The sequence below is a fragment of the Pseudomonas sp. BYT-1 genome, assembly GCF_023611805.1.
In the GTDB taxonomy this organism is placed as follows: domain Bacteria; phylum Pseudomonadota; class Gammaproteobacteria; order Pseudomonadales; family Pseudomonadaceae; genus Aquipseudomonas; species Aquipseudomonas guariconensis.
Window position 1 is genome coordinate 5,492,437 of record NZ_CP072559.1, and the last position, 26,663, is coordinate 5,519,099.

29 protein-coding genes and 1 pseudogene are annotated in these 26,663 nt (G+C 57.5%); 11 read left to right on the top strand and 19 right to left on the bottom strand.

The window, feature by feature from the left end; translation table 11 throughout:
• Positions 1 to 98: 98 nt before the first annotated feature.
• Positions 99 to 1,499 (top strand): dihydrolipoyl dehydrogenase, encoded by a 1,401-nt coding sequence (gene lpdA, locus J5X93_RS25780; protein ID WP_043210005.1) that lies wholly within the window; start codon positions 99 to 101, stop codon positions 1,497 to 1,499.
• 73 nt (positions 1,500 to 1,572) lie between these two features.
• On the opposite strand, the gene J5X93_RS25785 is transcribed toward lpdA, so the two are convergent.
• From J5X93_RS25785 to J5X93_RS25795, 3 genes are all read right to left on the bottom strand, one after another.
• A complete protein-coding gene (locus tag J5X93_RS25785; protein WP_043210006.1) occupies positions 1,573 to 2,796 on the bottom strand; it encodes an amidohydrolase family protein in 1,224 nt (407 codons plus the stop codon).
• A 66-nt stretch (positions 2,797 to 2,862) separates the two neighbouring features.
• Complete coding sequence (gene cynS / locus J5X93_RS25790) at positions 2,863 to 3,333, bottom strand: cyanase (RefSeq protein ID WP_043210009.1); 471 nt, start codon at positions 3,331 to 3,333, stop codon at positions 2,863 to 2,865.
• A gap of 32 nt (positions 3,334 to 3,365) precedes the next feature.
• Positions 3,366 to 4,025 carry a carbonic anhydrase gene (locus J5X93_RS25795; RefSeq protein ID WP_043210011.1) on the bottom strand — a complete coding sequence of 220 codons (660 nt, stop codon included), beginning with the start codon at positions 4,023 to 4,025 and terminating at the stop codon, positions 3,366 to 3,368.
• Positions 4,026 to 4,136: 111 nt separating this feature from the next.
• Between J5X93_RS25795 and cynR the strand changes: the two genes are divergently transcribed.
• The 3 genes from cynR to J5X93_RS25810 all read left to right on the top strand — a co-directional run bounded on the left by cynR (position 4,137) and on the right by J5X93_RS25810 (position 6,970).
• Positions 4,137 to 5,033, top strand: coding sequence for a transcriptional regulator CynR (cynR, locus tag J5X93_RS25800; RefSeq protein ID WP_250034241.1), 897 nt, complete (start codon positions 4,137 to 4,139; stop codon positions 5,031 to 5,033).
• Between the two features lie 240 nt (positions 5,034 to 5,273).
• Positions 5,274 to 6,161 (top strand): LysR substrate-binding domain-containing protein, encoded by an 888-nt coding sequence (locus J5X93_RS25805; protein WP_102081168.1) that lies wholly within the window; start codon positions 5,274 to 5,276, stop codon positions 6,159 to 6,161.
• Between the two features lie 104 nt (positions 6,162 to 6,265).
• Entirely contained in the window at positions 6,266 to 6,970 is a 705-nt protein-coding gene (locus tag J5X93_RS25810; protein ID WP_090344143.1) for an SDR family oxidoreductase, read from the top strand.
• Positions 6,971 to 7,704: 734 nt separating this feature from the next.
• On the opposite strand, the gene J5X93_RS25815 is transcribed toward J5X93_RS25810, so the two are convergent.
• From J5X93_RS25815 to J5X93_RS25825, 3 genes are read right to left on the bottom strand one after another with little or no spacing between them, the layout of a single operon-like run.
• On the bottom strand, positions 7,705 to 8,124 hold the full coding sequence (locus J5X93_RS25815) for a chromate resistance protein ChrB domain-containing protein (RefSeq protein WP_228759674.1): 420 nt from the start codon (positions 8,122 to 8,124) through the stop codon (positions 7,705 to 7,707).
• A 36-nt stretch (positions 8,125 to 8,160) separates the two neighbouring features.
• Positions 8,161 to 9,531, bottom strand: coding sequence for a chromate efflux transporter (chrA, locus tag J5X93_RS25820; protein WP_012316909.1), 1,371 nt, complete (start codon positions 9,529 to 9,531; stop codon positions 8,161 to 8,163).
• Positions 9,524 to 10,465, bottom strand: a complete 942-nt coding sequence (locus J5X93_RS25825) for a chromate resistance protein ChrB domain-containing protein (RefSeq protein ID WP_012316910.1) — start codon at positions 10,463 to 10,465, stop codon at positions 9,524 to 9,526. Before J5X93_RS25825 ends, chrA begins: the two co-directional genes overlap by 8 nt.
• A gap of 190 nt (positions 10,466 to 10,655) precedes the next feature.
• Between J5X93_RS25825 and J5X93_RS25830 the strand changes: the two genes are divergently transcribed.
• On the top strand, positions 10,656 to 11,960 hold the full coding sequence (locus tag J5X93_RS25830; protein ID WP_012316911.1) for an MFS transporter: 1,305 nt from the start codon (positions 10,656 to 10,658) through the stop codon (positions 11,958 to 11,960).
• 40 nt (positions 11,961 to 12,000) lie between these two features.
• On the opposite strand, the gene J5X93_RS25835 is transcribed toward J5X93_RS25830, so the two are convergent.
• From J5X93_RS25835 to J5X93_RS25855, 6 genes are all read right to left on the bottom strand, one after another.
• A complete protein-coding gene (locus J5X93_RS25835) occupies positions 12,001 to 12,174 on the bottom strand; it encodes a DUF1289 domain-containing protein (RefSeq protein WP_012316912.1) in 174 nt (57 codons plus the stop codon).
• Between the two features lie 69 nt (positions 12,175 to 12,243).
• Positions 12,244 to 13,185 (bottom strand): CDF family Co(II)/Ni(II) efflux transporter DmeF, encoded by a 942-nt coding sequence (gene dmeF, locus J5X93_RS25840; protein WP_012316913.1) that lies wholly within the window; start codon positions 13,183 to 13,185, stop codon positions 12,244 to 12,246.
• Positions 13,182 to 13,457 carry a metal/formaldehyde-sensitive transcriptional repressor gene (locus J5X93_RS25845; RefSeq protein ID WP_012316914.1) on the bottom strand — a complete coding sequence of 92 codons (276 nt, stop codon included), beginning with the start codon at positions 13,455 to 13,457 and terminating at the stop codon, positions 13,182 to 13,184. Before J5X93_RS25845 ends, dmeF begins: the two co-directional genes overlap by 4 nt.
• A gap of 170 nt (positions 13,458 to 13,627) precedes the next feature.
• Complete coding sequence (locus J5X93_RS28350; RefSeq protein ID WP_016489889.1) at positions 13,628 to 13,750, bottom strand: hypothetical protein; 123 nt, start codon at positions 13,748 to 13,750, stop codon at positions 13,628 to 13,630.
• Between the two features lie 74 nt (positions 13,751 to 13,824).
• Complete coding sequence (locus J5X93_RS25850) at positions 13,825 to 14,481, bottom strand: hypothetical protein (protein ID WP_012316915.1); 657 nt, start codon at positions 14,479 to 14,481, stop codon at positions 13,825 to 13,827.
• An 11-nt stretch (positions 14,482 to 14,492) separates the two neighbouring features.
• A complete protein-coding gene (locus J5X93_RS25855; protein WP_012316916.1) occupies positions 14,493 to 15,230 on the bottom strand; it encodes a HupE/UreJ family protein in 738 nt (245 codons plus the stop codon).
• Positions 15,231 to 15,742: 512 nt separating this feature from the next.
• Between J5X93_RS25855 and J5X93_RS25860 the strand changes: the two genes are divergently transcribed.
• The 3 genes from J5X93_RS25860 to J5X93_RS25870 are packed head-to-tail and all read left to right on the top strand — an operon-like array spanning position 15,743 to position 17,224.
• Positions 15,743 to 16,051: a metal-sensing transcriptional repressor gene (locus J5X93_RS25860; RefSeq protein WP_012316917.1), complete on the top strand. Its 309-nt coding sequence runs from the start codon at positions 15,743 to 15,745 to the stop codon at positions 16,049 to 16,051.
• Positions 16,052 to 16,055: 4 nt separating this feature from the next.
• Positions 16,056 to 16,496, top strand: coding sequence for a YqaA family protein (locus tag J5X93_RS25865; protein ID WP_012316918.1), 441 nt, complete (start codon positions 16,056 to 16,058; stop codon positions 16,494 to 16,496).
• Entirely contained in the window at positions 16,493 to 17,224 is a 732-nt protein-coding gene (locus tag J5X93_RS25870) for a TraX family protein (protein WP_012316919.1), read from the top strand. The genes J5X93_RS25865 and J5X93_RS25870 overlap by 4 nt, the downstream gene beginning before the upstream one ends.
• Before the next feature lie 72 nt (positions 17,225 to 17,296).
• Here the strand turns inward: J5X93_RS25870 and J5X93_RS25875 are convergent, their stop codons facing one another.
• From J5X93_RS25875 to J5X93_RS28670, 3 genes and pseudogenes are all read right to left on the bottom strand, one after another.
• Positions 17,297 to 17,428 (bottom strand): YHYH domain-containing protein, encoded by a 132-nt coding sequence (locus tag J5X93_RS25875; protein ID WP_016489890.1) that lies wholly within the window; start codon positions 17,426 to 17,428, stop codon positions 17,297 to 17,299.
• 283 nt (positions 17,429 to 17,711) lie between these two features.
• Positions 17,712 to 18,395, bottom strand: a complete 684-nt coding sequence (locus J5X93_RS25880; RefSeq protein ID WP_177336881.1) for a hypothetical protein — start codon at positions 18,393 to 18,395, stop codon at positions 17,712 to 17,714.
• A 657-nt stretch (positions 18,396 to 19,052) separates the two neighbouring features.
• Positions 19,053 to 19,121 (bottom strand): annotated as a pseudogene (locus J5X93_RS28670) (four-helix bundle copper-binding protein); the annotation flags it as partial.
• A 768-nt stretch (positions 19,122 to 19,889) separates the two neighbouring features.
• Between J5X93_RS28670 and J5X93_RS25885 the strand changes: the two are divergent.
• From J5X93_RS25885 to J5X93_RS25895, 3 genes are all read left to right on the top strand, one after another.
• Positions 19,890 to 21,377: a SulP family inorganic anion transporter gene (locus J5X93_RS25885; protein WP_009684101.1), complete on the top strand. Its 1,488-nt coding sequence runs from the start codon at positions 19,890 to 19,892 to the stop codon at positions 21,375 to 21,377.
• A gap of 11 nt (positions 21,378 to 21,388) precedes the next feature.
• Positions 21,389 to 22,240 carry a universal stress protein gene (locus J5X93_RS25890; RefSeq protein WP_012316922.1) on the top strand — a complete coding sequence of 284 codons (852 nt, stop codon included), beginning with the start codon at positions 21,389 to 21,391 and terminating at the stop codon, positions 22,238 to 22,240.
• Between the two features lie 92 nt (positions 22,241 to 22,332).
• Positions 22,333 to 22,866, top strand: coding sequence for an NUDIX hydrolase (locus tag J5X93_RS25895; protein ID WP_009684099.1), 534 nt, complete (start codon positions 22,333 to 22,335; stop codon positions 22,864 to 22,866).
• Positions 22,867 to 22,899: 33 nt separating this feature from the next.
• On the opposite strand, the gene tnpC is transcribed toward J5X93_RS25895, so the two are convergent.
• The 4 genes from tnpC to J5X93_RS25915 all read right to left on the bottom strand — a co-directional run bounded on the left by tnpC (position 22,900) and on the right by J5X93_RS25915 (position 26,602).
• Positions 22,900 to 24,435, bottom strand: a complete 1,536-nt coding sequence (gene tnpC, locus J5X93_RS25900; protein ID WP_009684098.1) for an IS66 family transposase — start codon at positions 24,433 to 24,435, stop codon at positions 22,900 to 22,902.
• 61 nt (positions 24,436 to 24,496) lie between these two features.
• Entirely contained in the window at positions 24,497 to 24,832 is a 336-nt protein-coding gene (tnpB, locus tag J5X93_RS25905; protein ID WP_009684097.1) for an IS66 family insertion sequence element accessory protein TnpB, read from the bottom strand.
• On the bottom strand, positions 24,829 to 25,161 hold the full coding sequence (tnpA, locus tag J5X93_RS25910; protein ID WP_009684096.1) for an IS66-like element accessory protein TnpA: 333 nt from the start codon (positions 25,159 to 25,161) through the stop codon (positions 24,829 to 24,831). The genes tnpB and tnpA overlap by 4 nt, the downstream gene beginning before the upstream one ends.
• A gap of 71 nt (positions 25,162 to 25,232) precedes the next feature.
• Positions 25,233 to 26,602 (bottom strand): IS3 family transposase gene (locus J5X93_RS25915; RefSeq protein ID WP_228759684.1). Its coding sequence is split into 2 segments (ribosomal slippage): positions 25,233 to 26,119 and positions 26,119 to 26,602, totalling 1,371 coding nucleotides; the frame shifts between segments, so codons are not numbered across the junction.
• Positions 26,603 to 26,663 lie beyond the last annotated feature (61 nt).

The window sequence follows — 26,663 nt, forward strand, 5'->3', positions numbered from 1 at the left end:
GCCATTCAGTACGAATTGCTCTCAAGATTGTATACAACCTTGATTTCGCAGACTAATCTTGTGGCCCTCTGCGCTTCTTCACTCCTGGAGTAAATCCCATGAAATCCTATGATGTGGTGATCATCGGCGGTGGCCCCGGCGGCTACAACGCAGCGATCCGCGCCGGCCAGCTGGGCATGAGCGTCGCCTGCGTCGAGGGCCGCTCGACCCTCGGTGGTACCTGCCTTAACGTTGGCTGCATGCCATCGAAAGCCTTGCTTCACGCCTCGGAGCTCTACGAGGCCGCCAGCGGCGAGGAATTCGCCCATCTGGGTATCGAGGTCAAGCCAACGCTGAACCTGGCCCAGATGATGAAGCAGAAGGACGAAAGCGTGACCGGCCTGACCAAGGGCATCGAGTACCTGTTCCGCAAGAACAAGGTCGACTGGGTCAAAGGCTGGGGCCGTCTAGACGGCGTGGGCAAGGTGATCGTGAAGGCCGAGGACGGCAGCGAAACCACCCTGCAAGCCAAGGACATCGTCATCGCCACGGGCTCCGAGCCGACTCCGCTGCCAGGCGTGACCATCGACAATAAACGCATCATCGACTCCACCGGCGCCTTGTCCTTGCCCCAGGTACCCAAGCATCTGGTGGTGATCGGCGCAGGCGTGATCGGCCTGGAGCTGGGCTCGGTCTGGCGTCGACTGGGCGCCGAGGTGACGGTCATCGAGTACCTCGACCGCATCTGCCCTGGCACCGACGAAGAGACCGCCAAGACCCTGCAGAAGGCCCTGGCCAAACAAGGCATGACCTTCAAGCTCGGCAGCAAGGTGACCCAGGCCACGCCATCCGCCGACAGCGTCAGCCTGACCCTCGAACCCGCCGCTGGCGGCGCAGCCGAAACCCTGCAAGCCGACTACGTGCTGGTGGCCATCGGCCGTCGTCCATACACCCAGGGCTTGAACCTGGAAAGTGCAGGCCTTGTCACCGACAAGCGCGGCATGCTGGCCAACGATCACCATCGCTCCTCGGTACCCGGCATCTGGGTGATCGGCGATGTCACCTCCGGCCCGATGCTCGCGCACAAGGCCGAAGACGAAGCGGTGTCGTGCATCGAGCGTATCGCCGGCAAGGCCCATGAGGTCAACTACAACCTGATCCCAGGTGTCATCTACACCCGTCCGGAGCTGGCGAGCGTCGGCAAGACCGAAGAGCAGCTCAAGGCCGAAGGCCGCGCCTACAAGGTTGGCAAGTTCCCCTTCACCGCTAACAGCCGCGCCAAGATCAACCACGAGACCGAAGGCTTCGCCAAGGTCATCGCCGACGCCAATACCGATGAAGTGCTCGGCGTGCATCTGGTCGGTCCAAGCGTGAGCGAAATGATCGGCGAGTTCTGCGTAGCCATGGAGTTCTCGGCCTCGGCTGAAGACATCGCCCTCACCTGCCACCCGCACCCGACCCGCTCCGAGGCCTTGCGTCAGGCAGCGATGAATGTCGATGGCATGGCGATGCAGATCTGACGACACGCACAGCGCATCGAGAAAAAACCGAGCACGGGGCGAACATTACGGTTCGCCCCTTCTTCTAGGATGCTCAAAAAGCGACAGAACGGCGGTACTCAGAGGTCGCGACGACCTGGCCGCGCTTGAGCACCATCAGGCGCGCCGGCAGATCGAGAATCACATCACGGACCGACTGCGTGTCGATCAGTACCAGGTCGGCATCATTCCCCACCGCCAGGCCGTGGTTCTTCAATCCCAGCGCTTTGGCTGGGCTTGTGGTGAGCATCGCAAGCACGGTCGCCTGATCATCCGCGCCCCCCAGATGGCAGGCCGAAAGGGCAAGCTGTGCGATGTTCAACAGATCACCCGTACCATAAGGCGTGAATGCATTGCGGATGTTGTTGGTCGCCAGGCAGACATTCACGCCTGCGTCGCGCAATGCCCTTACCGGCGTCAGAGCGCGACGCACATTATGACTGTCACCGCGGGCGCCCAGGTGCAGGTCGGTCGCTGGCAGGCACATGACACTGATACCCGCCTGACGCAGCAGATCGATAATCGCAGCCTGTCTATCCGGGGGAACCGCTCCCAGGCTGGTCAGGTGTCCTACGCAGACACGACCTTGATACCCCTGCTCGATGGTCTTTCGCGCGAGGTACTCGATGGTCATGTTCTCGGCGTCATCGGCGAAGTCCTGGTGCAAGTCGATATCTTTGTCGTACTGCTTGGCCAGCTCGAACACGAAGTCGATGTGCTCCAGCGGCGAAACATCGTTATACGGAATTCCGCCGACGACATCGGCCCCCTTCTCCATGGCCTGGACCATCATTTCCTTCATCCCAGGCAGCTTCAAGATCCCTTCCTGGGGGAAGGCGACCACCTGGATATCAATGACGTCACGGAATCGCTCGCGCAGTTCCAGCACCACATCCAACCCCGTGAAACCTTGTGAAGGGTCGAATTCGGCATGCGCACGCACATGGGTGCTGCCCGCCTGCACCAATGCACGCAGCACCTGGGTCGAACGCTCCAGAATATCTTCGCGAGTCAGGGTAGGCTTGAGCTCGGCGGTGACAGCGATCGCTTCCTGCAAGGTGCCAGAGCGATTGGCCTTGCGATGCATCACGTTGGCTTTTTCAAGGTGCAGGTGCCCTTCGACGAACCCAGGAATCAGCACATTGCCGTTGCCCTGCACTTCCTGCGTCGCCTGGACGGCAATGGTCGGTGCAATCTGGGCGATCTTGCCGTCCAGCACCGCCACATCCGTCAGTGGCAGACTGTCGTCGATGCGTACATTTCGAAAGATCAAATCCATGCGTGTCATTCCTCGTTCAAAGGCCCGGCCACCCTGCGGCAGCCGGGTCATTGACCTGTGACCGAATCAGAAAGGCTTGGTCGGCAGGTACTTGCCGTCCAGGGTGATCACCGCGCGGGAGCCACCTTCTGGATCGTCGACCTTCTTCACGTCCAGCTTGAAGTTGATGGCGCTGATGATGCCGTCGCCGAACTTCTCATGGACCAGTGCCTTCAGGGTGGTGCCGTACACCTGCAGCATCTCGTAGAAGCGATAGATGGTCGGGTCAGTGGGGACACGGTTTTCGATGCTGCCACGCAGCGGGATGGTCTGCAGCAGCGCCACGGCATCAGCGTCGAGGCCCAGCTTGTCACCGACAACCTGTGCAGCTTCCGCAGGCAGTGGGTGCTGACCCAGCAGCGCGGCGGTGACGAACGCTTCGGACAGGCCGGTACCGTCAGTGATCTGAGCGAAGGACAGATCCTTGCGAGCCTTGGACAACAGGATGACTTCGGTCAGGGCTACGCGGGCATTCTGGCTGACTTGGGACTGGATCATGGTGATATCTCCGTTTGGGGGATGAAAGGGGTTCACACAGCGCGCTGAAGCTGATGGGCGACAGCACGGACATTAGGGTTGCTGGCCAGGGGCACGAACTGGCCGGTACGGCCATCGAAGGCGTCGATGCAGCCGCTCTCGATGTCGTAGATCCAGCCATGCAGCGCGACACGGCCCTCCTCGAGGGCCAGGCGTACGGATGGGTGCGTCTGGATGTTGGCCAACTGGGCAATCACGTTCTCGCGCACCATGGCCTCGACCTTCGCCTGCGGGTCCTTGTGGTTACGCGCCTCGTTCACCACCCGGGCGGAGTCGGCATAGCGCAGCCAACCGGCCACGGCAGGCATGTGGTCCAGGCATTTGCAGGTAGCGATGGCCGTCATGGCGCCACAATCGGAGTGGCCGCAGATCACGATGTCCGATACCTGCAACGCGGCGACGGCATATTCCACCGAAGCCGACACACCACCCGGCTCAGGGCCATAAGAAGGCACGATGTTGCCGGCGTTGCGGATGACGAACAGATCACCTGGCTCGCGCTGGGTAACCAGCTCCGGTACCAGCCGGCTGTCCGAGCAAGAGATGAACAACGCCCGCGGGCTTTGCTGGGTCGCCAGGTTCTTGAACAGGCCCACGCGCTCGGGGAAGGCGTCTCGCTGGAATTTCAGGAAACCGTCGATGATGTCTTTCATGGCTGACTCCTCAGGTCGCGATGCGATGAGGCAAAGGTTACGCAGCCCATTTCATAAGGTAAAAGTCTCATTTATGATGCACTGCATCAGATATTCTTATGAGAACGACCCATGCTGGCACGGCATATCCAGTACTTCTTGGCCGTCGCGCAACACCAGAGCTTCACGCGGGCCGCGACAGCCCTGCACGTCTCCCAGCCGGCCCTGTCCCAGCAGGTCCGGCAATTGGAGGAAAGCCTTGGTGCGCAGTTGTTCGATCGCTCAGGCCGCACGACGCGGCTGACCGATGCCGGGGAGGTCTATCTGCGTTATGCGCAACGGGCGCATCAGGAATTGCAGGAGGGCAAGCGCGCCATTCATGACGTGGGCGACCTGAGCCGAGGCTCGCTGCGAGTGGCCGTCACCCCGACCTTCACCACCTATCTGGTAGGCCCGCTCGTCGAGGCATTCCACGGCCGCTATCCGAACATCACCTTGAACGTGCGTGAAATCGCCCAGGAGTACATGGAAGAACTCCTGCTATCCGATGAGCTGGACGTCGGAATCGCGTTCGAAGAGGTGCACGCCCAAGACATCGACGCCTATCCGCTGCTGGTCGAAACCCTCGCCTTGGTGGTCGGCGCAAAGCATCCGCTGGCCGGGCAACACACCATTGGACCAGAAGCCTTGAACGCCGAATCGCTGATCCTGCTCAGCAGCGAGTTCGCCACCCGCGAGCAGATCGACCGATACTGCCGCCAGCATGACATCCGCCCGCGTGTGCAAATGGAGGCCAATGCCATCAGCGCGGTCATCGAAGTGGTGCGCCGAACCACGCTGTCCACCCTGCTGCCCGCGACCATCGCCCTCGCCCACGACGAGCTGGTCGCCATCGAGCTGGACCCGCTGCGATTCCAGCGCACCGCCGTGCTCATGCAGCGCAAGGGCGCGTATCAGAGCGCGGCGGCACGTGCGTTCATTGAAGTGGCCACCGAGGTCGCTGGCCACTTGGAGAAGCGCCCGGGCTAGAGAAGCGACCCTTCGCGAGCTGGCTGCTCGGTACATCGTCGCCCCACACATGCGGGAACATGTTTCAGTCGCCAAAGGGTCGGTAGCATCGGTCCCATGGGGCGAAGACGGCTGACGCATCAAGGCCCTGCTGCTTGGTGACAGGTTCCTTTCCGTACGGCTTAGACGTAGCCTCTGACACTGGAATGACGCGTTCCCCGCGAGACAGGAGATCACTTGAGTGTCAGTAGAAAAATTATCATGAACAGACATTCCTCCTTGCCGCCTCTTAACGCGCTCAGGGTCTTCGAGGTGGTTACCCGCCATTTGAACTTCCGGCTGGCCGCCGAGGAGTTGGGAGTGACGCAGGCTGCTGTGGCGCAGCAAATTCGAGGGCTTGAGGCGATGCTCGAGTTGAAGCTGTTCGAGCGACTGCCCCGGGGCTTGCGTATGACGGATCCGGGTAGGACCTACAGCATTGCCATTCGTGAGGCCTTCGCCTTGATCAGCACAGCCACTGAGGCGCTCAAACCAGATGATCTGGATCTGACGGTGAGTGTCACGCCTACGTTTGCAGCGAAGTGGCTGATACCGAGACTGTCTTCGTTCTCAGCTGTGCACCCTCAGATCAATTTGCAGGTATTGGCCACTGACCGAATTTCGCAATTCCGACCTGATGGAGCGGACCTCGCTGTCCGTTACGGGCGAACGCCTTTCGAGAACATGCTCAATGCCAAACTTCTCTTGCCTGAACGTATCGTTGCGGTAGGTAGTCCGGCATTAATTGAAAAACTCGGTAGTCCAGAGCGCGTAGAGAAACTCCAGGAATACACACTGCTGCATGACGCACACAATTTTTGGCCAGCGTTCATTGAACAGGCCTTCCAAAGTTCCTTGCCCCTGCCCTTCAGAAATATACGGTTCAATCAGACGGTATTAGCTATCGAGGCAGCAGCAGCAGGACAAGGGTTGGCCTTGGCTAGCTACTACTTTGTCAAAGCCGATATAGAAGCAGGCAGATTAGCGCTGGCGACGACTCATCAGATGAGTTTGGAGAAAGCCTACTACTTGGTCTGGCCACGAAACGCCCATCAGCCGGCGGCCCTTGAAACGGTGCGGGAATGGCTCATGGAGCAAGCCAGACTATAAAAAATCTACTGCATCGAAGAAGCGTTGATGTCTCTCTGCTGAGTGCTGGGCGGTGCTAGTCTCAATTCACCAACAACCCATCCACGCCTCACTCAGGAGGATGTATGTCAGTAGAAAAAGTAGCAATCGTCACTGCCGGCGGCAGCGGCATGGGAGCAGCAGCAGCACGTCGACTGGCTGCTGATGGCTTCAAGGTCGGTATCCTGTCGTCCTCGGGCAAAGGTGAAGCGCTGGCACAGGAACTGGGTGGTATTGGGATAACCGGTAGTAACCAGTCGAACGAAGACCTGCAACGCCTGGTCGACGCCGTCATTCAAAAATGGGGTCGTGTTGACGTATTGGTAAATAGCGCCGGCCACGGCCCCCGTGCGCCGATCCTCGAGATCAGCGATGAGGATTGGCATAAGGGTATGGAAACATACCTGCTCAACGTGATCCGCCCTACGCGACTGGTGACGCCATACATGCAGCGTCAGAACGGCGGTGCGATCATCAACATTTCTACTGCCTGGGTGTTCGAGCCAAGCGAACTCTTCCCGACTTCGGCGGTATTCCGCGCCGGCCTGGCGTCGTTTAGTAAAATCTTTGCTGACAAGTATGCTGCCGACAACATTCGTATCAACAACGTGCTGCCTGGTTGGATCGACAGCCTCCCTGCAACGGAAGAGCGCCGTGAAGGTGTGCCGCTCAAGCGCTATGGCACCAGCGAGGAAATCGCCGCCACTATCGCCTTCCTTGCGAGCGAAGGGGCCGCCTACATTACCGGCCAGAACATCAAGGTCGACGGCGGGGTTACCCGCAGCGTCTGATGGCCTCAGGGTCGCGTGCATTACCCGACCCTTTTCCTTCGCACCTTGAATGTGGATCTTCGTGAGCGCAGCGCGGCTGTGTAACGGCTGCTCGTTTATCTTGAATTCCGAGCCAACGGTTTGGCCCAGAAACGGAAAGCCCCCGTAGATACGGGGGCTTATGCATTGTGTAGAACTTATTCCATACAGTCAGACGCTTGTTACGGATTAATAAACTTTGTCACAAAAGCTCTTGGATTCCGCGGCCGAGCGGGGGCGCTGATCCTGGAGAAGAGAGAATAAAGGTTGTCACAAAGCATAATCTTTCAAAAATTCTTGGGCTTTTCCGTTTAATAAAGGTCGTCACAACAGTAAAGGTTGTCACAGCAAAGGTTCAGCCAAAGAAAAATCACAAGGATATATCGTGCAAAAACCCCGGAAAAATTATGATGGTATCTTTGTACACAGAGGTAATCGGTACGAGCTTCTCCTGTTCACAGGTACTAAGTCTGTCTCATGCCCCCTCTTCACTCTGCCAGCACACAGTCCTAGATCGGGCCTTACAGTCCGGTTGGAAGCGATTCTCGGCTGCGCGGCGAAACAAGCAAAGGGCCAGTACAGCGAGCTCATGACGCAGCCCCACCGATACGTCATCAGAAGAAATTTCCATTGCCCGGCAAGCTGAGTTCTTACATCTGCGGTGGCCTGGTGTGCGTTTCACCGTGGCAGTCACGGCACCATGCAAAGAGGGCGTCTTACAGAATCCGGCCATGTTTGAGCATTTCGTGGTCATCCGTGTAGCAGCGAAACAGCCCCAAAGAAATGGCGTAAAGCCCCGCCGACTGGGGCGTGAGATCCAGCCTGGACGTGTCCGCGCCACGGACGATTTCGGCGAGCTTGGCCAGAGTGGGATCATCGAGCTGGTACTTCTTGAGGAAGGCGTCGAAGCTGCTTAACGGCCCGACATGGCTCAGGTCTACCCCTAGAATGTCATAGAGCGTGGCACCTTCATCACTTGCCACGCGCAAGACCTCGCTGCTGGGGACGTAGCGGAAAACCGGGACTGTATCGATGAAGCGCTGGATGAGCCAAGGACAGGCGATCCGATCGATCTTTGGACGTTCACGCGTTACCCATTTCATTGGACACCCCACCGCCGGCAGGCGATGGGTCATGAAACACCGGCCGATGATGTCGGCCGGCAGTTGGTTTCAACCACGCAACATGTGGACTGCCAGGCCTGCCAGGGCGCAAGCGAATAGAACCTGAATGACACCCCGCTTAAAGCGGAATAGGGCAATTGCTGCAGCAACCGCTATCATCGCTGAAGGCCAGTCAAACGCCCCACTGAAGCCTTTTGGCCAAAGTACGTGGTAGCCGAAGAACATGGCGAGGTTCAGGATCACCCCCACCACAGCCGCGGTGATGCCTGTCAGCGGTGCAGTGAATTTCATCTCGTTGTGAGTCGACTCCACCACTGGGCCACCGGCAAGGATGAAGATGAAGGAAGGCAGGAAGGTGAACCAGGTCACGAGGCTCGCCGCGACTGCACCGGCAAGGAACGGGTGCTCCGCACCGAACATCGGATGCACGTACCCACCGATGAATCCGACGAAGGCAACCACCATGATCAGTGGCCCTGGCGTGGTTTCCCCCAAAGCGAGGCCATCGATCATTTGGGTTGGCGTCAGCCACCCGTAATGACCGACAGCGCCCTGGTAGACATAAGGCAGCACCGCGTACGCCCCGCCAAACGTCATCAGTGCAGCCTTGGTGAAGAACCAGCCCATCTGCGTCAGGCTGCCGTCCCAGCCAAACGACAGCGTTAGCAACCCCATGGGCAGCACCCACAGCGCTCCACCGACCAGCAGCAGGTGTACCAGATGTCCCCAGCTGAAACGGGCATGCTCAGGGGTTGGGGTGTCGTCATCGATCAGCGCCGGACCGAAGCTGTTCTTCGCGGCCCCATGACCGCCGCCGATCACGAACTTGCCGGGTGCGAAGCGGCCCCCCACATAGCCGATGATGGCGGCCACCAGCACGATCAGCGGGAACGGCACGTTGAGGGCGAAGATAGCGACGAACGAGGCGCCGGCCATAGCCCACAGCCAGCCGTTCTTGAGGGCTCGTGAACCAATCCGGTGTGCAGCGTGGACGACAATGGCGGTGACCGCCGGCTTGATGCCATAGAAAATGCCCGCGACTACCGGCACCTCGCCAAAGGCGACATAGACCCAGGACAAACCGATCAGGATGAACAGTGAAGGCAGCACGAACAATGCGCCGGCAATTACCCCACCCCAGCTGCGGTGCATGAGCCAACCGATATACGTTGCGAGCTGCTGAGCCTCGGGGCCGGGCAGCAACATGCAGTAGTTCAGCGCGTGTAGAAACCGTTTCTCGCTGATCCACCCCCTACGCTCGACCAACTCCTGATGCATGACTGAGATCTGTCCGGCAGGCCCGCCAAAGCTGATGAAGCCTAACTTGAGCCAGAACAGGAAGGCTTCATACAGACCGATCGGCTGCTGAGACGCTTGCGATGGCGGCTGTTCACTTACTGCGGAGGTGGTATCAACCATTTTGGGCTTCCTCGCTTGCGAAAGCCGTCAGCAGGCCATCGAAGATGCCTCCTGCGACCATTGTCAGTTGATCGTCATCGCCAATGCTCTCTCTCAATCCGGCGAGGACACGCTCGATACCGGGTGCTTCGGAAGGTTGTACGCCTCCCACATCCAGGTAGTGGATGACACCCGCCAGGCGTGCCAGGCCTGGCTGCTGAAAGGCGAAGCTCTCGATGAGGGTTTCGAAGGAAACCCGCTGGCCAACGTGGCTGAATCGGGCCCCATCAAAATCAAAGCCGAGCGCATCGCTTGGGCAGTCGCTGGGACTGTCCAACCAAATGAATTGGGCATCGGCATCAACGAAGCGACGGATCAGCCAGGCACAGGCCAACCGGTCTACCCAAGGACGTTTTCGCGTTGCCCATCGGCGACCTTGGTATTCGCTGCGCTCCAGCTGGTTGATCGCCTCATCGTGCGCACTCGGCTCATCAGAAGACAGAGCGCGGCTAATCGCGGTCTCAAGCTCCTGCAGGGCCGCGTCGGCTTGGGTCTTGAGTACACCTGGGAAGAAATCGATCGCTGCCAACTGGCCGAAGGCCTTCCTGAGCTTGCGCACCTGTCGGGCTGTCAGCAACGCATTATCCGGGGATAGGTCAGCTCGGCAGCCTGCAATTTCTTCCATCAGCTTGGCGTATTCATCGCTTCTGTCGAATAGCCCGCTGAAGCGCTCCTCGCGTTCTGGCAACGACAGCAGAAATGCCGTGCCGTTGATGGCTAGCACATCTCGCTCCACGGCTTCGAACGTTTCGCGGCCCGCGCTTTGTTCCGGCAGCAAGTACACACCATCGCGTAGCACGGCGGCGCCAGAGGCCTTCAGCGTTCTCCAGGCGCGCATTCGTTCGGTGGCGTTTGCTGTCGGCAGTCCCAAAATCAATAGCGACCAGCTAATCATGTAGAAAACTCAACATAAAATGTATCTTTTCCTACATTAAGCCAGTTTCGTCCAAATGCAACGGGTATTCATCGAGCGTGTCGAGCCGTATGGAATCGCGTTGACCATATCCCCCTGGGGGGGATACGCTGTTGTCGATCTGATGAAGTTCAGGCGATAGAGATCGCCTCCAGCCGTGCACGGAGGTGCCATGCTATCTGTCCTGAAAAACCGCACTTACAGGCACCTGTTCATTGCTCAGGTGATTGCCTTGATCGGCACCGGCCTGGCGACCGTAGCGCTTGGGCTTCTGGCCTATAATCTAGCCGGCGCGCAGGCCGGCGCCGTCTTGGGCACTGCGCTCGCGATCAAGATGGTGGCCTACATTGGCGTGGCGCCGATTGCCGGTGCGTTTGCCGAACACCTACCCAGAAAAGCCATGCTGGTCTCCCTCGACCTGGTCAGGGCAGCCGTGGCGCTGTTACTCCCGTTTGTCACCGAGATCTGGCAGATCTACGTGCTGATTTTCGTGCTGCAGTCTGCATCTGCCGCGTTTACGCCAACGTTCCAGGCCACCATTCCTGACATCCTCCCTGACGAGCGTGAGTACACCCGGGCGCTATCACTTTCGCGCCTGGCTTATGACCTGGAGAGTGTTATTAGCCCGATGCTCGCGGCAGCCCTGTTGACCGTGGTCAGCTTCCACAGCCTGTTCGGTGGCACCGTCGTGGGTTTCCTCGTGTCAGCTGCGATGGTGGTTTCAGCGGTATTGCCGGTAGCCGTTCGCGGGCCCAAGCGGAGCATCTACGAGCGGACGACCAAAGGCCTACGGATCTTCCTGCGTACCCCGCGCCTGCGCGGCCTCCTGGCCTTGAACCTCGCAATTGCTGCAGCCAGCGCGATGGTTATCGTGAATACGGTCGTGTTGGTTCAGGCGAAGCTTGGGCTGGATCAGAGCGCGATGGCCATGGCGTTGATGGCTTTCGGTGGCGGTTCGATGGTGGTGGCCATGCTGCTTCCGCGACTTCTTGAGCGTCTGGACGATCGTAAGGCCATGCTTGCCGGCGGAGCGATCCTGGTGGCTGGTTTGCTGATCGGGGCTTTCGTCTCCAGTTATTCGGCCTTGGTTGTTCTGTGGGTGGTGCTGGGCGCTGGATATTCCCTGGCACAAACGCCGTCGGGGCGGATCTTGCGTCGATCTTCTTCGGCTCAGGATCGACCAGCGCTGTTCGCGGCGCAGTTCGCCTTGTCTCATGCTTGTTGGCTGATTACCTACCCGCTGGCCGGGTGGCTGGGAGCCAGCGTCAGCCTCACTGCTGCGTTCGTTGGCCTAGGTCTACTCGCTGGGTTTGCGTGGACACTGAGCAAATGGATCTGGCATCCCGACCATGAGCACGAGGTTGTGTCGCATCAGCACGACGATCTTTCGGAAGATCATCCTCATGTCGCTGATGGAAAATCTCATGCGCACTCGTTTGTCATTGATGAGCTCCACCGGAAATGGCCACGGCGATAGCGCCCTCCATCCAGGGCGGTGGAGAGTCGCTGGGTCGGTGCTATTTCTTGAGCGCCTTCAGCCGCGCACTGGCTTTCTGTACGGCGGCCATCTTCTCCGGACGTTTCATGCGCTTCCACTTGCGGATTTCATCTTTCGACCGTCCGCAGCTTACACAGAGATCGCCCTTCAACTGACAGAGTGAAATACAAGGGTTCTCGATCTGCGAAGCCATGGATGAGTTACCTGTGGGCAGGATTGTGGCGCGTGAGTGCAGGCCGCCTCAGCGGCCCGCATCCACAGATTAGGCTTGGTGAATTTCGACGGTCAGGTGCCGAATTTCATGAACCGGCAACAGCCGCTCACGAATACTTTCAACACTGGTTGCGGCTTTGCCAACAACGCTGACGATAGCGGCGTGGGCGTCGGGGCCTACGCGCCAAACGTGAAGATCGCAGATGCGGACGTCACCCGGTTGCTCAATGAACTCGCGGATTTCCTGCGCTACGTGATCATCAGTTTTGTCCAGAAGGACGCCGGCAGTCACTTTCATCAGGTTCCAGGACCAGCGCCCGATAACAACGGCGCCGACGATGCCCATCACAGGGTCGAGCCAGACCCATCCAAGGTATTTGCCCGCCAGCAGTGCGACGATCGCAAGGACCGAGGTCAGTGCATCGGCCAGGACATGCACATAGGCCGATTGCAGATTGTTGTCGCCGTGCCCGTGGCCATGATCGTGGTGATGGTGGTGGTCATGCCCGTGATCATGGTTGTGCCCGTGGCCCAGCAGCAACGCACTCACGATGTTCACCAGCAAGCCAACTATCGCGATACCAATCGCGATGCTGAATTGCACTTCATTCGGTTGGAACAAACGGACGATCGACTCAGCACCCACTGCCAGGGCAACGAGTCCCAGGATCAGCGCCGAAGCAAACCCACCCAGATCGCCGACCTTGCCCGTACCAAAACTGAACCCAGAGTTGGTGGCGTGTCGCTTGGCATACGCGTATGCAGCGGCCGCGATGCCGAGCGCACCAGCGTGTGTGGCCATGTGGAAGCCGTCGGCGAGTAGGGCCATCGATCCGGTGATGTAGCCTGCGGCAATCTCACCCACCATCATTACAACGGTCAGCAACACGACCCAGAGCGTGCGCTTCGCATTCTCTTCATGGGAGGCACCGAGAAAAACATGGTCATGGGTGGTTGCCGTCGTGCTCATAGCTTGGATGTCCGAAGTCATTTTGAGTACCGCTGAATGGCTTCCAGGAGTTCTTCTACGCCCTTGCTGCGCTCTTCGTCAGTAAGTGACGGGTGAGCTACGTGCGCCCTGGCGTGATCCTTGATGATTTCGTCCAGCAACCCATTCATCGCTCCACGGGCCGATGCCACCAGTAGCAGGGTCTTGGCGCAGTCCTCTTCTTCCTGAAGGGCTTTTTCAATTGCCTGCACCTGCCCAGCAATGCGTTTGACGCGCTTGAGCAGCGCCTCTTTGTTCGATGCGAGATGGCCCATACCATACTCCCCCTATGTATATTGGCGCGGAGATTGTCATACCCCACCCCCCTATACAAGAGACCAGTAATCAGCAGGCGATTTTTGAGACGAGCGGGATGACTGGCGAACGTATCAACCGTCATCCTGAGGAGCGGTAGATAGAGCCTTCCTTGGCTCTAACCGGGGTATCAGTCGTGAGCGTGGCCATGGCCCGCGCTATCGTTCGACACCTCTGGCTCGGCATCGCCGCATGCGACGAGCAGGCCGAGGAGACCGATTACAGCGAGCGAACGTAGCAGTTTGATGGTCATGTCGTAGGTTCCACAGTGGTGAGATCAAAAAATTGATAGGTCGAGGCTCACTTCTAGTGAGCCTCGACCACGCGTCATTTCTTCAGGTTGAGATAGTCGCCAGTCGTGTTCAGCACAATGGTGACGTTACCCGTGGTACGGTTGCGCCAGAACCAGCCATGGGTGCCGTCGAAGAGCGCAGTCAGCTCACCCTTGTCGCTTTGCACCTGACGACCCTTGCTGTAGCTGTGGAAGTCGCCCTGGGCCGCGTCATAGGTTTCACCGTGGGTGTCGTGGTTGACCGGTCCCGAAGCATTCCACTCATATGCAACGACAGTTCCCTTACGCATTTCGAGCTTGATCTCGCGCCCTTCGCCTGGCTTGAGGGTCAAACTGACCTCGTCGGTTTTTGCCGCTGGCTGCACTGCTTGCTGGGCAGGCTGCACCGCTGCAACTTGTGGAGCCGGAGCGGGAGCAGCCTCGGGAACCGGTGCCGGTATTGCCGGCGCAGGTACAGCGGCTTTCGTAGCGGCCTCATCGGCCAAGGCTTCTTGGGCGAGGGAGATCTTGATCTCGCCCATCTGGGTAAGACCCATGGCTCGGCCCAGACCTGTTGGGTCGACGGCATACTCCGAAGGCATGACCACGGTGACCAGAAGGCCCATCGCGGCAGCGAAGGCGATGGCGGTGGATCGAATGAGCTGACGGCTGCTCGGCAGTTCGTTTGCCGAAGGAAGTGGGGAGTTGAACATGTTCAGAATCCTCAAGCGGTAACAATCAGGCCAGTCAGCTGATAACCCATCAGCAGGAAACCGGCGCTCATCATGGCAACGTTGGCGGTGTAGGCGTGACGCCAGAAACCACCGGTTCTTCTCCAGAAGCCCATCACGATCAGGATGGCGCTCAGCGCGAGCAACTGACCGATCTCAACCCCGACATTGAAAGCAATGAGGTTGGGGATCAGGCCGTCGGCCGAGATTTCGTACTCCTGGATCTTTGTTGCCAGGCCAAAGCCATGCAGCAGGCCGAAGACGAGCGTCGCGGCTTTGGTGTTCGGCTGGTAACCGAACCAGCGCTTGAAGGCCCCCAGGTTGTCCATCGCCTTGTAGACCACCGAGAAACCGATGATCGCGTCGATGATGTAGGAGCTGATGCTGATCTCAGTAAGCACGCCGAACAGCAGCGTGACCGAATGTCCAACGGCGAATAGCGTGACGTAGAGGCCCACGTCCTTGAGGCGGTAGAGGAAGAAGATGACGCCGAACAGGAACAGCAGGTGGTCATAGCCCGTCATCATGTGCTTGGCGCCCATGTAGATGAACGGGATCAGCATGACCCCCGAGCTTTCCTGGATGAATCCCTTGTCGCCTTCCGCTACGGCGTGTGCCAATGCCTCCGGCATGCCGATAAGCAATGACGCGACGAACAGGAACAAGAGGCAGATGGGATGGCGTGCACGCACAGCGAGCAAGCTCCCACCCGTTATCGAGTGTAAACGCATGGATCAATCCTTTTTGCAGTGATCGAGAGCCGCAAAGCGGCCAGGGTCAGGAAGCAAAAGCAGGACGAGGTGGGCGTTCGATTCGGAAGATAGGCGGGTGTGGTACCGAGTTGCCTGACCAGGCCAATGGCATGGACGGGCCGAAGATAGGTGTCAGTTGCGCAGCAGAAGAGAGCTGAGGGGTCTCGTGCTGGTGGTCGGGCGTGAGCGGGGCATGATAGTGGTCAGTGCAATGCGCGCAGCTCCATGAGGCCTCGCCATGGTCATGCCCATGCTTCATGTTCCCTGCTTCTTGGGCAGCGACTTGAGTCGGTACTGCCAACGAATAGGCGTGCCCCGTCCAGGCCAGCATAACGGCCATAGCCAAAGCCACGAGGATGGCTGATGACAGGAAACGACGGGACATTCAGATGCCTATGACGCTGATTCAACAGCAACGTTGCACGTTTGACCTAACCCCCTGGGGGGGATAGCATCGCCAGCGTAATGTATCGCCGACAGAGACTCAAGATATGTCCGATGATCACCAGCACGATGATGAACAGGGCCATGCCCATACTCACCAGAGCCATGAGGCGATCATCAAGCGCCTGAAGCGTGCAGACGGCCATCTGCGCAGCATCATTGCCATGATCGAGGATGGGCGCGAGTGTGTAGACATTGCCCAGCAACTGCATGCGGTTGAAAAGGCCGTCTGCCAGGCCAAGCGCACGCTCATCCAGGACCATATCGACCACTGTCTTGAGGACTCGGTTGCAGCCTTGAGCAAGGGCGATCGATCGGCCCTGGACGAATTCAAGCAAATTACCAAGTACCTGTAGGGCCGTGTTCGAGCTCACCAGCTACCTCGGCCTGTTTCTGGCAGCTTTTGCGGCCGCCACGCTGCTACCCATGCAGTCAGAAGCCGCGCTGGCCGCGATGCTAGTGTCTGAGCTGTACCTGCCCGTGGCGCTTGTCGCGGTGGCTACCGCCGGCAATGTGCTGGGTTCCGTGGTTAACTGGTTTTTGGGTCGAGGCGTCGAGCACTTCAAGCACAAGCGCTGGTTCCCGATTAGGGAGTCCAAGCTGGAGAAGGCACAAGTCTTCTACCAGCGCTATGGATACTGGTCACTGCTATTGAGCTGGGTACCCATTATCGGCGATCCAATTACGTTGGTAGCCGGGGTCATGCGCGAGCCACTTTGGCGGTTCACACTGTTGGTGACCTTGGCCAAGGGTGGGCGGTACTTGCTACTGACTCTTTTGGTACTCGGGAGCATGCCGTGACGTCAGATCCCATCCGTCACAGAGAGCGGCACACGGGCCAGGACCTGATCAAGTGGATCGCCTTGATTACGATGGTGCTCGATCACATGCGGTTGGCCTGGCCGGCTACCAGTAACCTGTTTGTCTTAGGCCGACTGTCCTTTCCTTTGTTCTGTTTGGCGGTGGCCATCAACGTTTCGCGGAACCAGCCTGGTGAGTTGTTTATCCGGAGTAATGGCCGGTATCTCGCCCTTTTGGTGTTGTTTGCGGCGCTATCAGAAGTGCCATACCGGATGGTCAGCACCTCAGGCACATTCAACGTCCTGGTCACGTTGGCGTTGGGTCTGCTGGTCGCTTGGGGAGTGCAGCACCGGACGCTCGAAAGCCTGGTACTGGCCGGCGGGGCGATTCTGGCTGCCTATTTGCTGAGCGAGCCGTTGATGTTCGGCTTTTATGGAGTGTTCGTGCCGGCAGCTCTGGTGCTCGCGATCAAGCGCCCCGAACTTTTCGCGTTACTGCCCGTCGCACTCTGTGCTGCTGCCAACTCTCGAACTGGCCTGTTCGAGCAAGCAGCGCAACTAGAACCATTCGCCATCCTCGCACTGTCGACCGCCGCTCTTGCACCTCTGCTCGGTTTGGCGCTGTTCTGGGCCCCATTGCCGTTCAAGGTCGTGCCTGTCAAACAGTGGAGCTATTGGTTCTACCCCGGCCACCTGGTGGCGCTACTGGGTATTCGCAACTTGCTTTAGCTGCTGGCTTTGCTTCTATGGCTGGCATCCTCAGGGTCAAGAACACCAGCGCTGAAGGACCTGCGGACCGCCTTAGTGACAGTGGCGCTCGCCCGTTTTGTGGTTGGTGTGGCAACCCTTGGAGTCGGTACCGCCGCTATGTGCGAAGGCAGTGACCGAGGAGAACGACAGGACTGCTGCGATCACGAGGTAAACGATTTTCATCAGGCTACTCCATGCTTGGTTTTTGTACGTGGCTTCGGCCACCGGCGAAGATTATGGCTAATTGCCTTCATACGGCAAGCGGCTGCGTCCCCGACGAGGTGTGGTCCAATGAAAGGGGTAATTACGGGCGTCGGGCTGGAGCCCGTGGAATTAAACGCTGCGAGAGTTTTAATTCTCTAAATCCAATCGTCCCGAGTCCCGTATACACCTACAGGCCTCCTAATGAGGCCCAAAGAGTGGTGAACTGGCGCTTGCGCTACAGCGCAGAACCCGATACGGGGAGCTAGTTGAAAAGCTCCAAGAAACGGCTGAAATTGACGGCAGCTATGGCAAGGCCACTCAGTACGATAACTGTCGTGTAGATCGGATGGTCTTTGACGATTTCAATCAACACAACAGGGTGCACCCCGTTCCGCTCGTACCATTTGGATTTCGTCTTCAAGGACTTGTCATGTGTCCGTTCGAAGAAGTTCGCAAACATATCGAGCTTCCTCAAGGTCGATTGATGCATTTTTATGTACTCAGCGTTCACAAAGGCGGCAGCCTCATCAGCGCCCGGCAGCGCGTCTTGGTCGCTGGCATTGTTGAGTTCAGCTAATGCCATGATCCTGCCTTTCCTTCCCTTGCTATCGGCATGCGGGGCATAATTTCTTCCATACAACGCAACCAGCTCACGCGCAAGGTCAACCTTCTTGTCATCCGGCAGCTCTACGGGTTTGCCGCCGAGTACCCGGAAGCGATGCTCAAGCGCAAAGAACCCGAAATTTTCGTCTCGCATATTCCAGTGCAGGAAACGGCAATCCTTGTGCTTATCAAGCCATTGGAAAAAGCCTTTGAGCATCGACTTTTCGAATTTATTGAGCTCTGCTTGCATGCTGGAGAGCTGTTTGCTGAGCTCTGCTTCTTTATGGATGGACCATGATTTGGTCTGGCCGGTTTTTAGGTTTCGTGTGGCGATGGAGGTCACACGTTTCGACTCCCCCGTATCGTTCTGATAAAACGATTCGCAGGAGTAGTGGATTACGTAAACTCGGTTCGCGTCGAGGTAGAGGTCTTCGATTAACGCTCTGCTCCTTTTGCGATCCTTTACCCGATCTAGCTCTGCTCCCACCACCTTCCCCTCAACCCAGTGCAATGTAGGCGAAGCTGGTGATTCTGCCCTCAAATGTGAGTACCCGCTAGATTTACCCCTAGCTTTGCCTTTGACTCTCCCTGAGGGTATACCGCCTGGGGATAACCAGCTTGCTTTGTCTTGGCGGATTGCCCTGCCGATTGACGTGGCCCACATAAGCCGCTTCAAATGCCGTCAGAACGCAGGACCATTCGCTCCCGTCGAGCTGGCTGGTGGGCGTGAGCCAAGAGGCGTATCCTACAAGCGCTTGCTCCGAGACTTGTTGGCCTACAGCCTCCCCTTGGAGACATCTGATAGCCCGCCGCCGAGGCGGGCTTCTTTGCTACCAGATCTGTACAGCAGCGCCTTTGGTTGGCTAGCTGCCCAAGCTAGGCTCTGCCAGAACGCATGCCCATAAGCGGTCTACCTGTCTCCCTAGGCACGCCGGTTATCGACGTACCCAAATCTTTTATCAGGCGCATGGAAAGCAGGCGGAGGTTTGGCGAAATTCGCTTACGCAGTCATTGCTTCGCAGGAATCTGCGCAGGTCATACAGGCCTGTGCGCATTGCTGACAGTGGTCAGCATCTCGGTGCGAAGGCCTGCCCGATCATTTAAGGCTGGAAAATCACTGCTTCTGAATGCTCACGATTTCGCGACGCTTCCCCCCATACGGAACCCAAATTTCACCTTGTCTCCTACGTTCAAGCCCTTCAGCTGTGCAGGCTCAGCTTGGATCCGTCCCTGAAAACGTTATGGAGTCATGAAAATGATTCCTCGACAGATCAGCGCCCAGCCGCGTGCCATCGCCCCGCTGCTACGCAGAACGATGGTGTGAAATTAAGAGGGAGTCAGACGCGGGGAGGACGCCATGGATCGGGGGGGAGAACCTGTCGCTATGCCTACAGCATAGGTATCGGCAGGTCGTGGGTAACCGTCTGGCCAACTCACCCCTCAGCACACAGACCAGCTCGGACAAGAACGGGTGGAAAACAAAGCCTTGCCCGCAGGTATACCCATTGAATAAGCCTGTACTGACGTAGGTCATGCAGAGCCTGCCAGCGGGTCGCAATCGACGATGGCTTCATTGTATACTTCGGCTCCGCATACCCCTTGAGCTACAGGAACATCAGCATGACTGTACTCCAAACGATCTACTGGCAGCCTACGCCGCCTTAGCGCTACGCCCCCTCGCAACAACCTGCTTCCGCTAGCCTCGCTCGCGGGTGCTCACTGCTGTACGCCTGGTTTTACACCTTAAGCACACAGCAAAAAATCCTCAAAATTTGAATTTGTATCGATTCGCTCGCCACTCCCTTGGCGTGCGCGATGCTTTGCCTTGGATATTTATATGCTGCAAAAACTTAGACAAACGTGGTTTTCCAACGTCCGTGCCGACGTGCTCGCGGGGCTGGTGGTCGCACTCGCGCTGATCCCGGAAGCCATCGCCTTTTCCATCATCGCCGGGGTAGATCCCAAAGTCGGTCTCTACGCCTCCTTCTGTATCTGTGCTGTCATCGCCTTTGTCGGCGGGCGCCCCGGAATGATCTCGGCGGCGACAGGCGCCATGGCACTGCTGATGGTTACGCTGGTAAAAGAGCATGGACTCCAGTACCTGCTGGCCGCGACGCTACTATGTGGCGTACTTCAAATCCTTGCCGGCTACCTGAAGCTCGGCTCGTTGATGCGCTTTGTTTCACGCTCGGTAGTCACCGGCTTCGTAAACGCATTAGCGATTCTGATTTTTATGGCGCAATTGCCTGAGCTGACCAATGTCACCTGGCATGTCTATGCCATGACCGCTGCGGGCCTGGGAATCATCTACCTGTTCCCGTATGTACCGAAAATCGGCAAGGTGATTCCCTCTCCATTGGTGTGCATTCTGACGCTGACTGCCATCGCCATTTACCTCGGTTTGGATATCCGCACCGTCGGTGACATGGGCCAACTGCCTGATACGCTCCCGATCTTCCTCTGGCCTGAAGTTCCGCTGAATTTTGAAACCCTGCGCATCATTTTCCCGTACTCGGCTGCGTTGGCAGTAGTGGGTCTACTCGAATCAATGATGACCGCGACCATCGTCGACGACCTTACCGACACCACCAGCAACAAAAACCGCGAGTGCAAAGGCCAGGGTGTGGCCAACATCGCTGCCGGCATGCTTGGCGGCATGGCAGGTTGCGCCATGATCGGCCAGTCGATCATCAACGTGAAATCTGGTGGCCGCACCCGTCTCTCGACATTGTGTGCCGGCGTTTTCCTGCTGCTGATGGTGGTATTTCTTGGCGAGTGGCTCTCCAAAATCCCTATGGCGGCACTCGTGGCTGTGATGATCATGGTGTCCATCGGCACCTTTAGCTGGGATTCCTTGCGTAATCTGAAAGAGCATCCGCTGTCGACCAACCTCGTCATGGTGGCGACCGTCGTGGTCGTCGTGGCCACTCACAATCTGGCTTACGGCGTACTGGTAGGTGTGCTGCTGGCCTCCCTGTTCTTCGCAAACAAGGTCGGGCACTACCTGGATATCAAGAGCACTCTTGAAGAGACGAAATCGCATCGGACTTACCGCGTCGTGGGCCAGGTGTTCTTTAGCTCTGCGGACAAGTTCACTGAGGTTTTTGACTTCAAGGAGGCGCTCAACAAGGTCACCATCGATCTCACACAGGCGCATTTCTGGGATATCACCGCCGTCGCAGCGCTGGATAAGGTCGTGATCAAGTTCCGACGCGAAGGCGCTGAGGTTGAAGTGCTCGGTCTCAATGAAGCCAGCGCGACAATCGTTGACCGCTTCGGCGTGCATGACAAACCCGGTGCCATCGACAAGCTCATGAGCCACTAAGGAGAACGACAATGACCCGCGTAATGGCATGCATTGATAACTCACAATCCTCATTGGCGGTCTGCGATTACGCAGCATGGGCCTCGCAACGACTCAGCGCTCCCCTGACCTTGCTTCATGTGCTGGATAAGGAGAAATATCCTGCATCCGCTGACCTCAGCGGCAATATCGGTCTCGGTAGCAGAGAACATCTGCTGGAAGAGTTGGCCATGCTGGATGCGCAGCGGGCAAAACTGGCGTTGGAGCATGGGCAGCACATGCTTGAAAAAGCTCGCGAGCGAACAGTTCACTCTGGCGCCATGTCACCTGATATGAAGCAGCGCCATGGCCATCTCGTCGAGAGCCTGAGCGATCTCCAAGACGATATTCGGTTACTGGTGATTGGAAGAGTCGGTGAGGACAGCACGCGCAGTGCCCAAAGTCTTGGCAGCCAGATTGAAGCGATAGTCCGAACTATCCACCGCCCCACCCTGATTACAACCAGCCATTTCAGGAAACCTGAAACGGTCATGGTGGCATTTGACGGCAGCGCAACAGGCCACAAGACCTTACAGATGCTTGCTTCAAGCCCGCTGTGCGAAGGCCTGCCAATTCATATCGTCATGGTTGGAACGGATTCTGAAGACAACCAGAACGCGCTGGAGAAGGCACGAACCACGCTTGCGTCTTCCGGCTCGCTGGTGCATTCCGAGATCCGCCCAGGCGAAGTAGAGTCCACACTGCATGCGTATCAGGCAGAGCACGGCATTGACCTCTTGGTCATGGGGGCGTACGGGCACTCACGCATCAGGCAGTTTCTGATAGGCAGCACGACCACGACGATGCTGCGTACATCCACTGTACCCTTATTGCTGCTTCGCTGAGCCAGTTCCACTGGCCACAGTATTTCCAGAACTGAGGAAATACCGTGGCCACCCTGGACGATGACTAACTGATCTTGCCGCTACGAGACCACATGCAACTCATAACTGAAATTGTTCACCCCGAGCTGAAATCCAAGCAGGGCAGAGTATTCCGTCGACATGCAGCTCGCGGCATCGTGATGCGGGGTGAACAGATCCTGTTGCTGTTCACCGAGCGCTATAACGATTTCAGCTTTCCTGGAGGCGGCCTTGATGGTGACGAGGACATTGTCGCAGGCCTGAAGCGTGAGCTTGAGGAAGAGACTGGTGCTCGTGAAATACAGGTGCTCCAGCACTACGGTTACATCGAGGAGTACCGGCCCTACCAAAAGCCACAGTACGATCTGATGCACATGACCTCGCATTTTTATCAATGCGAAGTAGCGCCCCAGCTAGAGCCGGTGAGAATGGAAAGCCACGAAATCGCTAATGGTATGCGGCCTGTCTGGATCAACCTGCATGAAGCCATCGCACACAATGAAGCCGTCATGCAGCGTCACGAGTCTTCGATGGGGCAGTCAATTCTGCGCGAAACCTACATGCTGAGAAAAGTCGCTTCCGAATTGTTGATGCCAATCAGCCTTTGAGCTGACTATTTGGCGAAGTCCACTTAGCCTGCCTCAGGCAAGCATCCAATGCTGCGGGAGTAATTGCGTGATTTCGCTCGCCCGCTGTGTCGGAAGCCGCATCAGTACATCCTTGAGATAGGCATACGGATCGTGCCCATTCATACGCGCCGACTGGATCAGGCTCATGATTGCCGCCGCCCTTTTTCCACTGCGCAGCGACCCGGCAAATAACCAGTTCGAGCGCCCAAGCGCCCACGGCCGGATCAAATTCTCGATCTGGTTATTGTCGATGGGCACAGCACCATCTTCCAGGTAGCGCGTCAGCGCTACCCAGCGTTTAAGGCTGTAATCCAGGGCCTTGGCCGTGGCCGAACCCTCGGGCACAAGTTCGCGTTGGGCCAACATCCACTCATGCAGTTTTTCAGCGATGGGCACCGCTGTTTCCTGACGTAATCGCCAGCGGGCTTCGTCGCTCATTTCCTTGGCGTGTCGCTCGACTTCATACAACCCGCCAATCGAGTGAAGCGCCTGCTCCGCCAACTGGCTTTTATTGGCTGCATGCAGGTCGAAGAATTTGCGGCGTGCATGGGCCATGCAGCCGATTTCGGTGATGCCCAGCTCGAAGCTGGCCTTGTAGCCGGCGAAGTCATCGCAGACCAGCTTACCGTTCCACGTGCCCAGGAAGTTACGCGCATGTTCGCCGGCACGGCTGGGGCTGAAGTCGTAGACCACGGCCTTTAGGGCCGAGAAAGGCGTGGTGCTATAGGCCCACACGTAAGCGCGGTGGGTTTTCTTTTCGCCTGGTGCGAGCATCTGAACCGGGGTCTCATCGGCGTGGATCACGCCCTGGGCCAACACATGCTCACGCAGCGCATCGACCAGAGGCTGGAGCTGCACACCGGTCTGTCCGATCCATTGCGCCAGTGTCGAACGGGCGATGGGCAGTCCGGCCCGACCAAAAATCTTCTCCTGCCGGTACAGCGGTAAATGGTCGGCGAACTTCGCCACCATCACGTGGGCCAAAAGGCCTGCGGTCGGGATGCCCTTGTCGATCACTTGGGCCGGTACAGGCGCCTGGATCAGTGTTTCACACTGACGGCACGTCCATTTTCCACGCACATGCCGCTCAACTGTGAACACGCCCGGAGTGTAATCGAGCTTCTCGCTGACGTCTTCGCCGATTCGCTGAAGCTGGCAGCCGCACACGCACTGAGTATTCTCTGGTTCGTGACGGATCACGGTTCGCGGAAACTGCGGCGGCAGTGGTGCACGCTTGGGCTTATGACGTGGCTCGGCCGGTGCGGCCGGCGGATTGGCTGCCTTCAGCTCGGCTTCGATAGCTGCGATATCGGTATCGAGCAGATCATCAAGCAGACTGCCTTGGTCGGGGCTCAGTTGCTCGCTGCGCTTGGCGAACTTGTGTCGCTTGAGGATGGCGATTTCATGAGCCAGTTGCTCGTTGACCGTTTCGAGGCGTTGGATTTTCTGGCTCATGGAGTCGACCTGGGACAGCAACTGCATAGCCTGTTCGGCCAAGCCGCGCAGCTGTTCCGGTGTCATCTGGTCGAGATTGGGCGAGGAAGTCATGCCGCTGATTGTGTCAGAGCAGGTCGTCAACAGCGATAAACCGATGGGCTAATGGCAGGGGCTAAAGCACTGTGATCGCGCTGCCTGCGCCGACCCGCTGCCACGGCAAACCCAGTACCAAGGCTTGAAGTTGCTCGTTATCGAGTTCGACTTCCGATCCGTGACGGATGCCGGGCCAATGAAACTTGCCTTGGTTCAATCGTCGCGCTGCCAGCCAAATGCCCACACCGTCATGCACCAAGACTTTCATTCGGTTGGCACGGCGATTAGCGAAGAGGTATGCGCAGTGCGGCTTCGCCACACCGAACACCGCGATCACCCTGGCCAGCGCGGTCTCGGTACCGGCGCGCATGTCCATAGGCTCGGTGGCAAGCCAGATGGCATCGATCCGAATCATTCCAACAGGTCTCGCAGAAAGGTGGCACAGGCGACAGCGCTTTCGGTCGGCCAGTTCACTTTGACGGTGCCACGCGGGTGCTGGATTTCAATGCAGATACTTGATGAAGCTGCCTGCGAATGTCCTCCGGCTAGCGGCAAGGGCACTGGAATGAAAGCAGGTTGCAGCGCCATAGTTTTGTTCGTGAGTACCCTAATCCATTTATGTACGAGGTTCGCGTTAAGGCTGTGCTTCTGCGCGACGCTGGCAATCGATGCGCCGGGCTGGGCGCACTCTTGGACAACTTGGGCCTTGAAGGATTTTGAATAGGAACGGCGTTGTGACTGCATGGAAAGACCCGCTTAAAAGGCTAGAAATGGTGTCCACTTAAATGATCTGACCCCGAAATGTTGGACGCCTTCTATGCCCGCCGGGCTTGAGTCCTGTACTCCACAGGGCTCAGGCCACTCAGCTTTAGCCTGATTCTCGAATTATTGTAGTAGTGTATGTAGCTTGCTATCCCGGCTTCAAGCTCTTCTAGGTTATTGAATTTGTTCAGATAGAAGAACTCAGATTTCAAGGTGCCAAAAAAACTTTCCATCGCCGCATTGTCATAGCAATTGCCTTTGCGAGACATGCTTTGCTTCACCGCATGCTCGTTCAGGACACGTCGGTAGATTGGCATGCGGTATTGCCATCCCTGGTCTGAATGTAGGATCGGCTTATCACGAGGCTTTAGTCGCTCAAAAGCCTGCCGCAGCATTGTGCCGACCATGTCGAAAAGTGGTCGCCTGGCAGTCTTGAAGGCGATTATTTCGCCGTTGTAGAGGTCGAGTATGGGCGAGAGGTAAAGCTTGTGCTGGCCAACTCGAAACTCTGTCACGTCAGTTACCCATTTCTGATTTGGCCGTTTTGCCACGAATTTTCTCTTCAGTAGGTTGGGCGCTATCTGACCTTCCTCTCCTCTGTAAGCGCGGTATTTTTTGATGCGTACACAGCTTTTCAATTCAAGCTCGCCCATGAGGCGCTGGACAGTCTTGTGGTTCACCAGGTGGCCGCCCCGCCTGACGGCAGCAGTGATACGGCGATACCCGTACCGCCCCTTATGCTCATCGAAAATCGAGCGAATACAGCTTTTAAGCATCGCGTACTTATCACCCGCTTGTCGCACCTTTTGTTGATAATAAAACGTGCTGCGGGCGAGGCCTGCCAGTTTCAGAAGGCCATCTAAATGATATTTCTGCCTCAGTTCCATCACGATTTGCGCTTTTTCGGCTGCGCAGATCGTTCCTTTGCTTGAACCAAGGCTTCTAGCTTTTTTAAATAATCTATTTCCATCCGCAGCTGCTGCAATTCGACCAGCAAATCATCGCGGGTGCGATCTTCGTCGTCCGTAGAGGCGAGCTGAGAAGGTTGGGGGATTTTCGCCATTTTGCTATGAAGTCCACTTCCTGGATGCCGGGATAATGCATCTAAACCGCCCTCATCATAGCGACGTTCCCACTGGCCAATGATGTCGAATTTTCGAATGTCAAACAGTGCGGCCGTTTGACGATAAGACAGCTCTTCATCACGCATGCGCTGCAATACGTTTAGCTTGAACTCGGGGCTGTAGTGTTTCTTTTTCTTGCGTTTCAGCCCCGCCTCACCAAGCGCCTGGTACGCCGCGATCCACTTCCGAAGGGACGAGACATCAACCCCATGTCGGTGCGCGACCTCTCTGTGGCCTGCGCTACCCGAGCAGTAGTCTTTCACCGCTGAGAGCTTCACCAGCTCTGTGTATTTTTCCATGCCTTCCCCTTTGATGATGTCCAAGGTCTGGGGGTCAGATCAAAATTAGGTGGACACCATC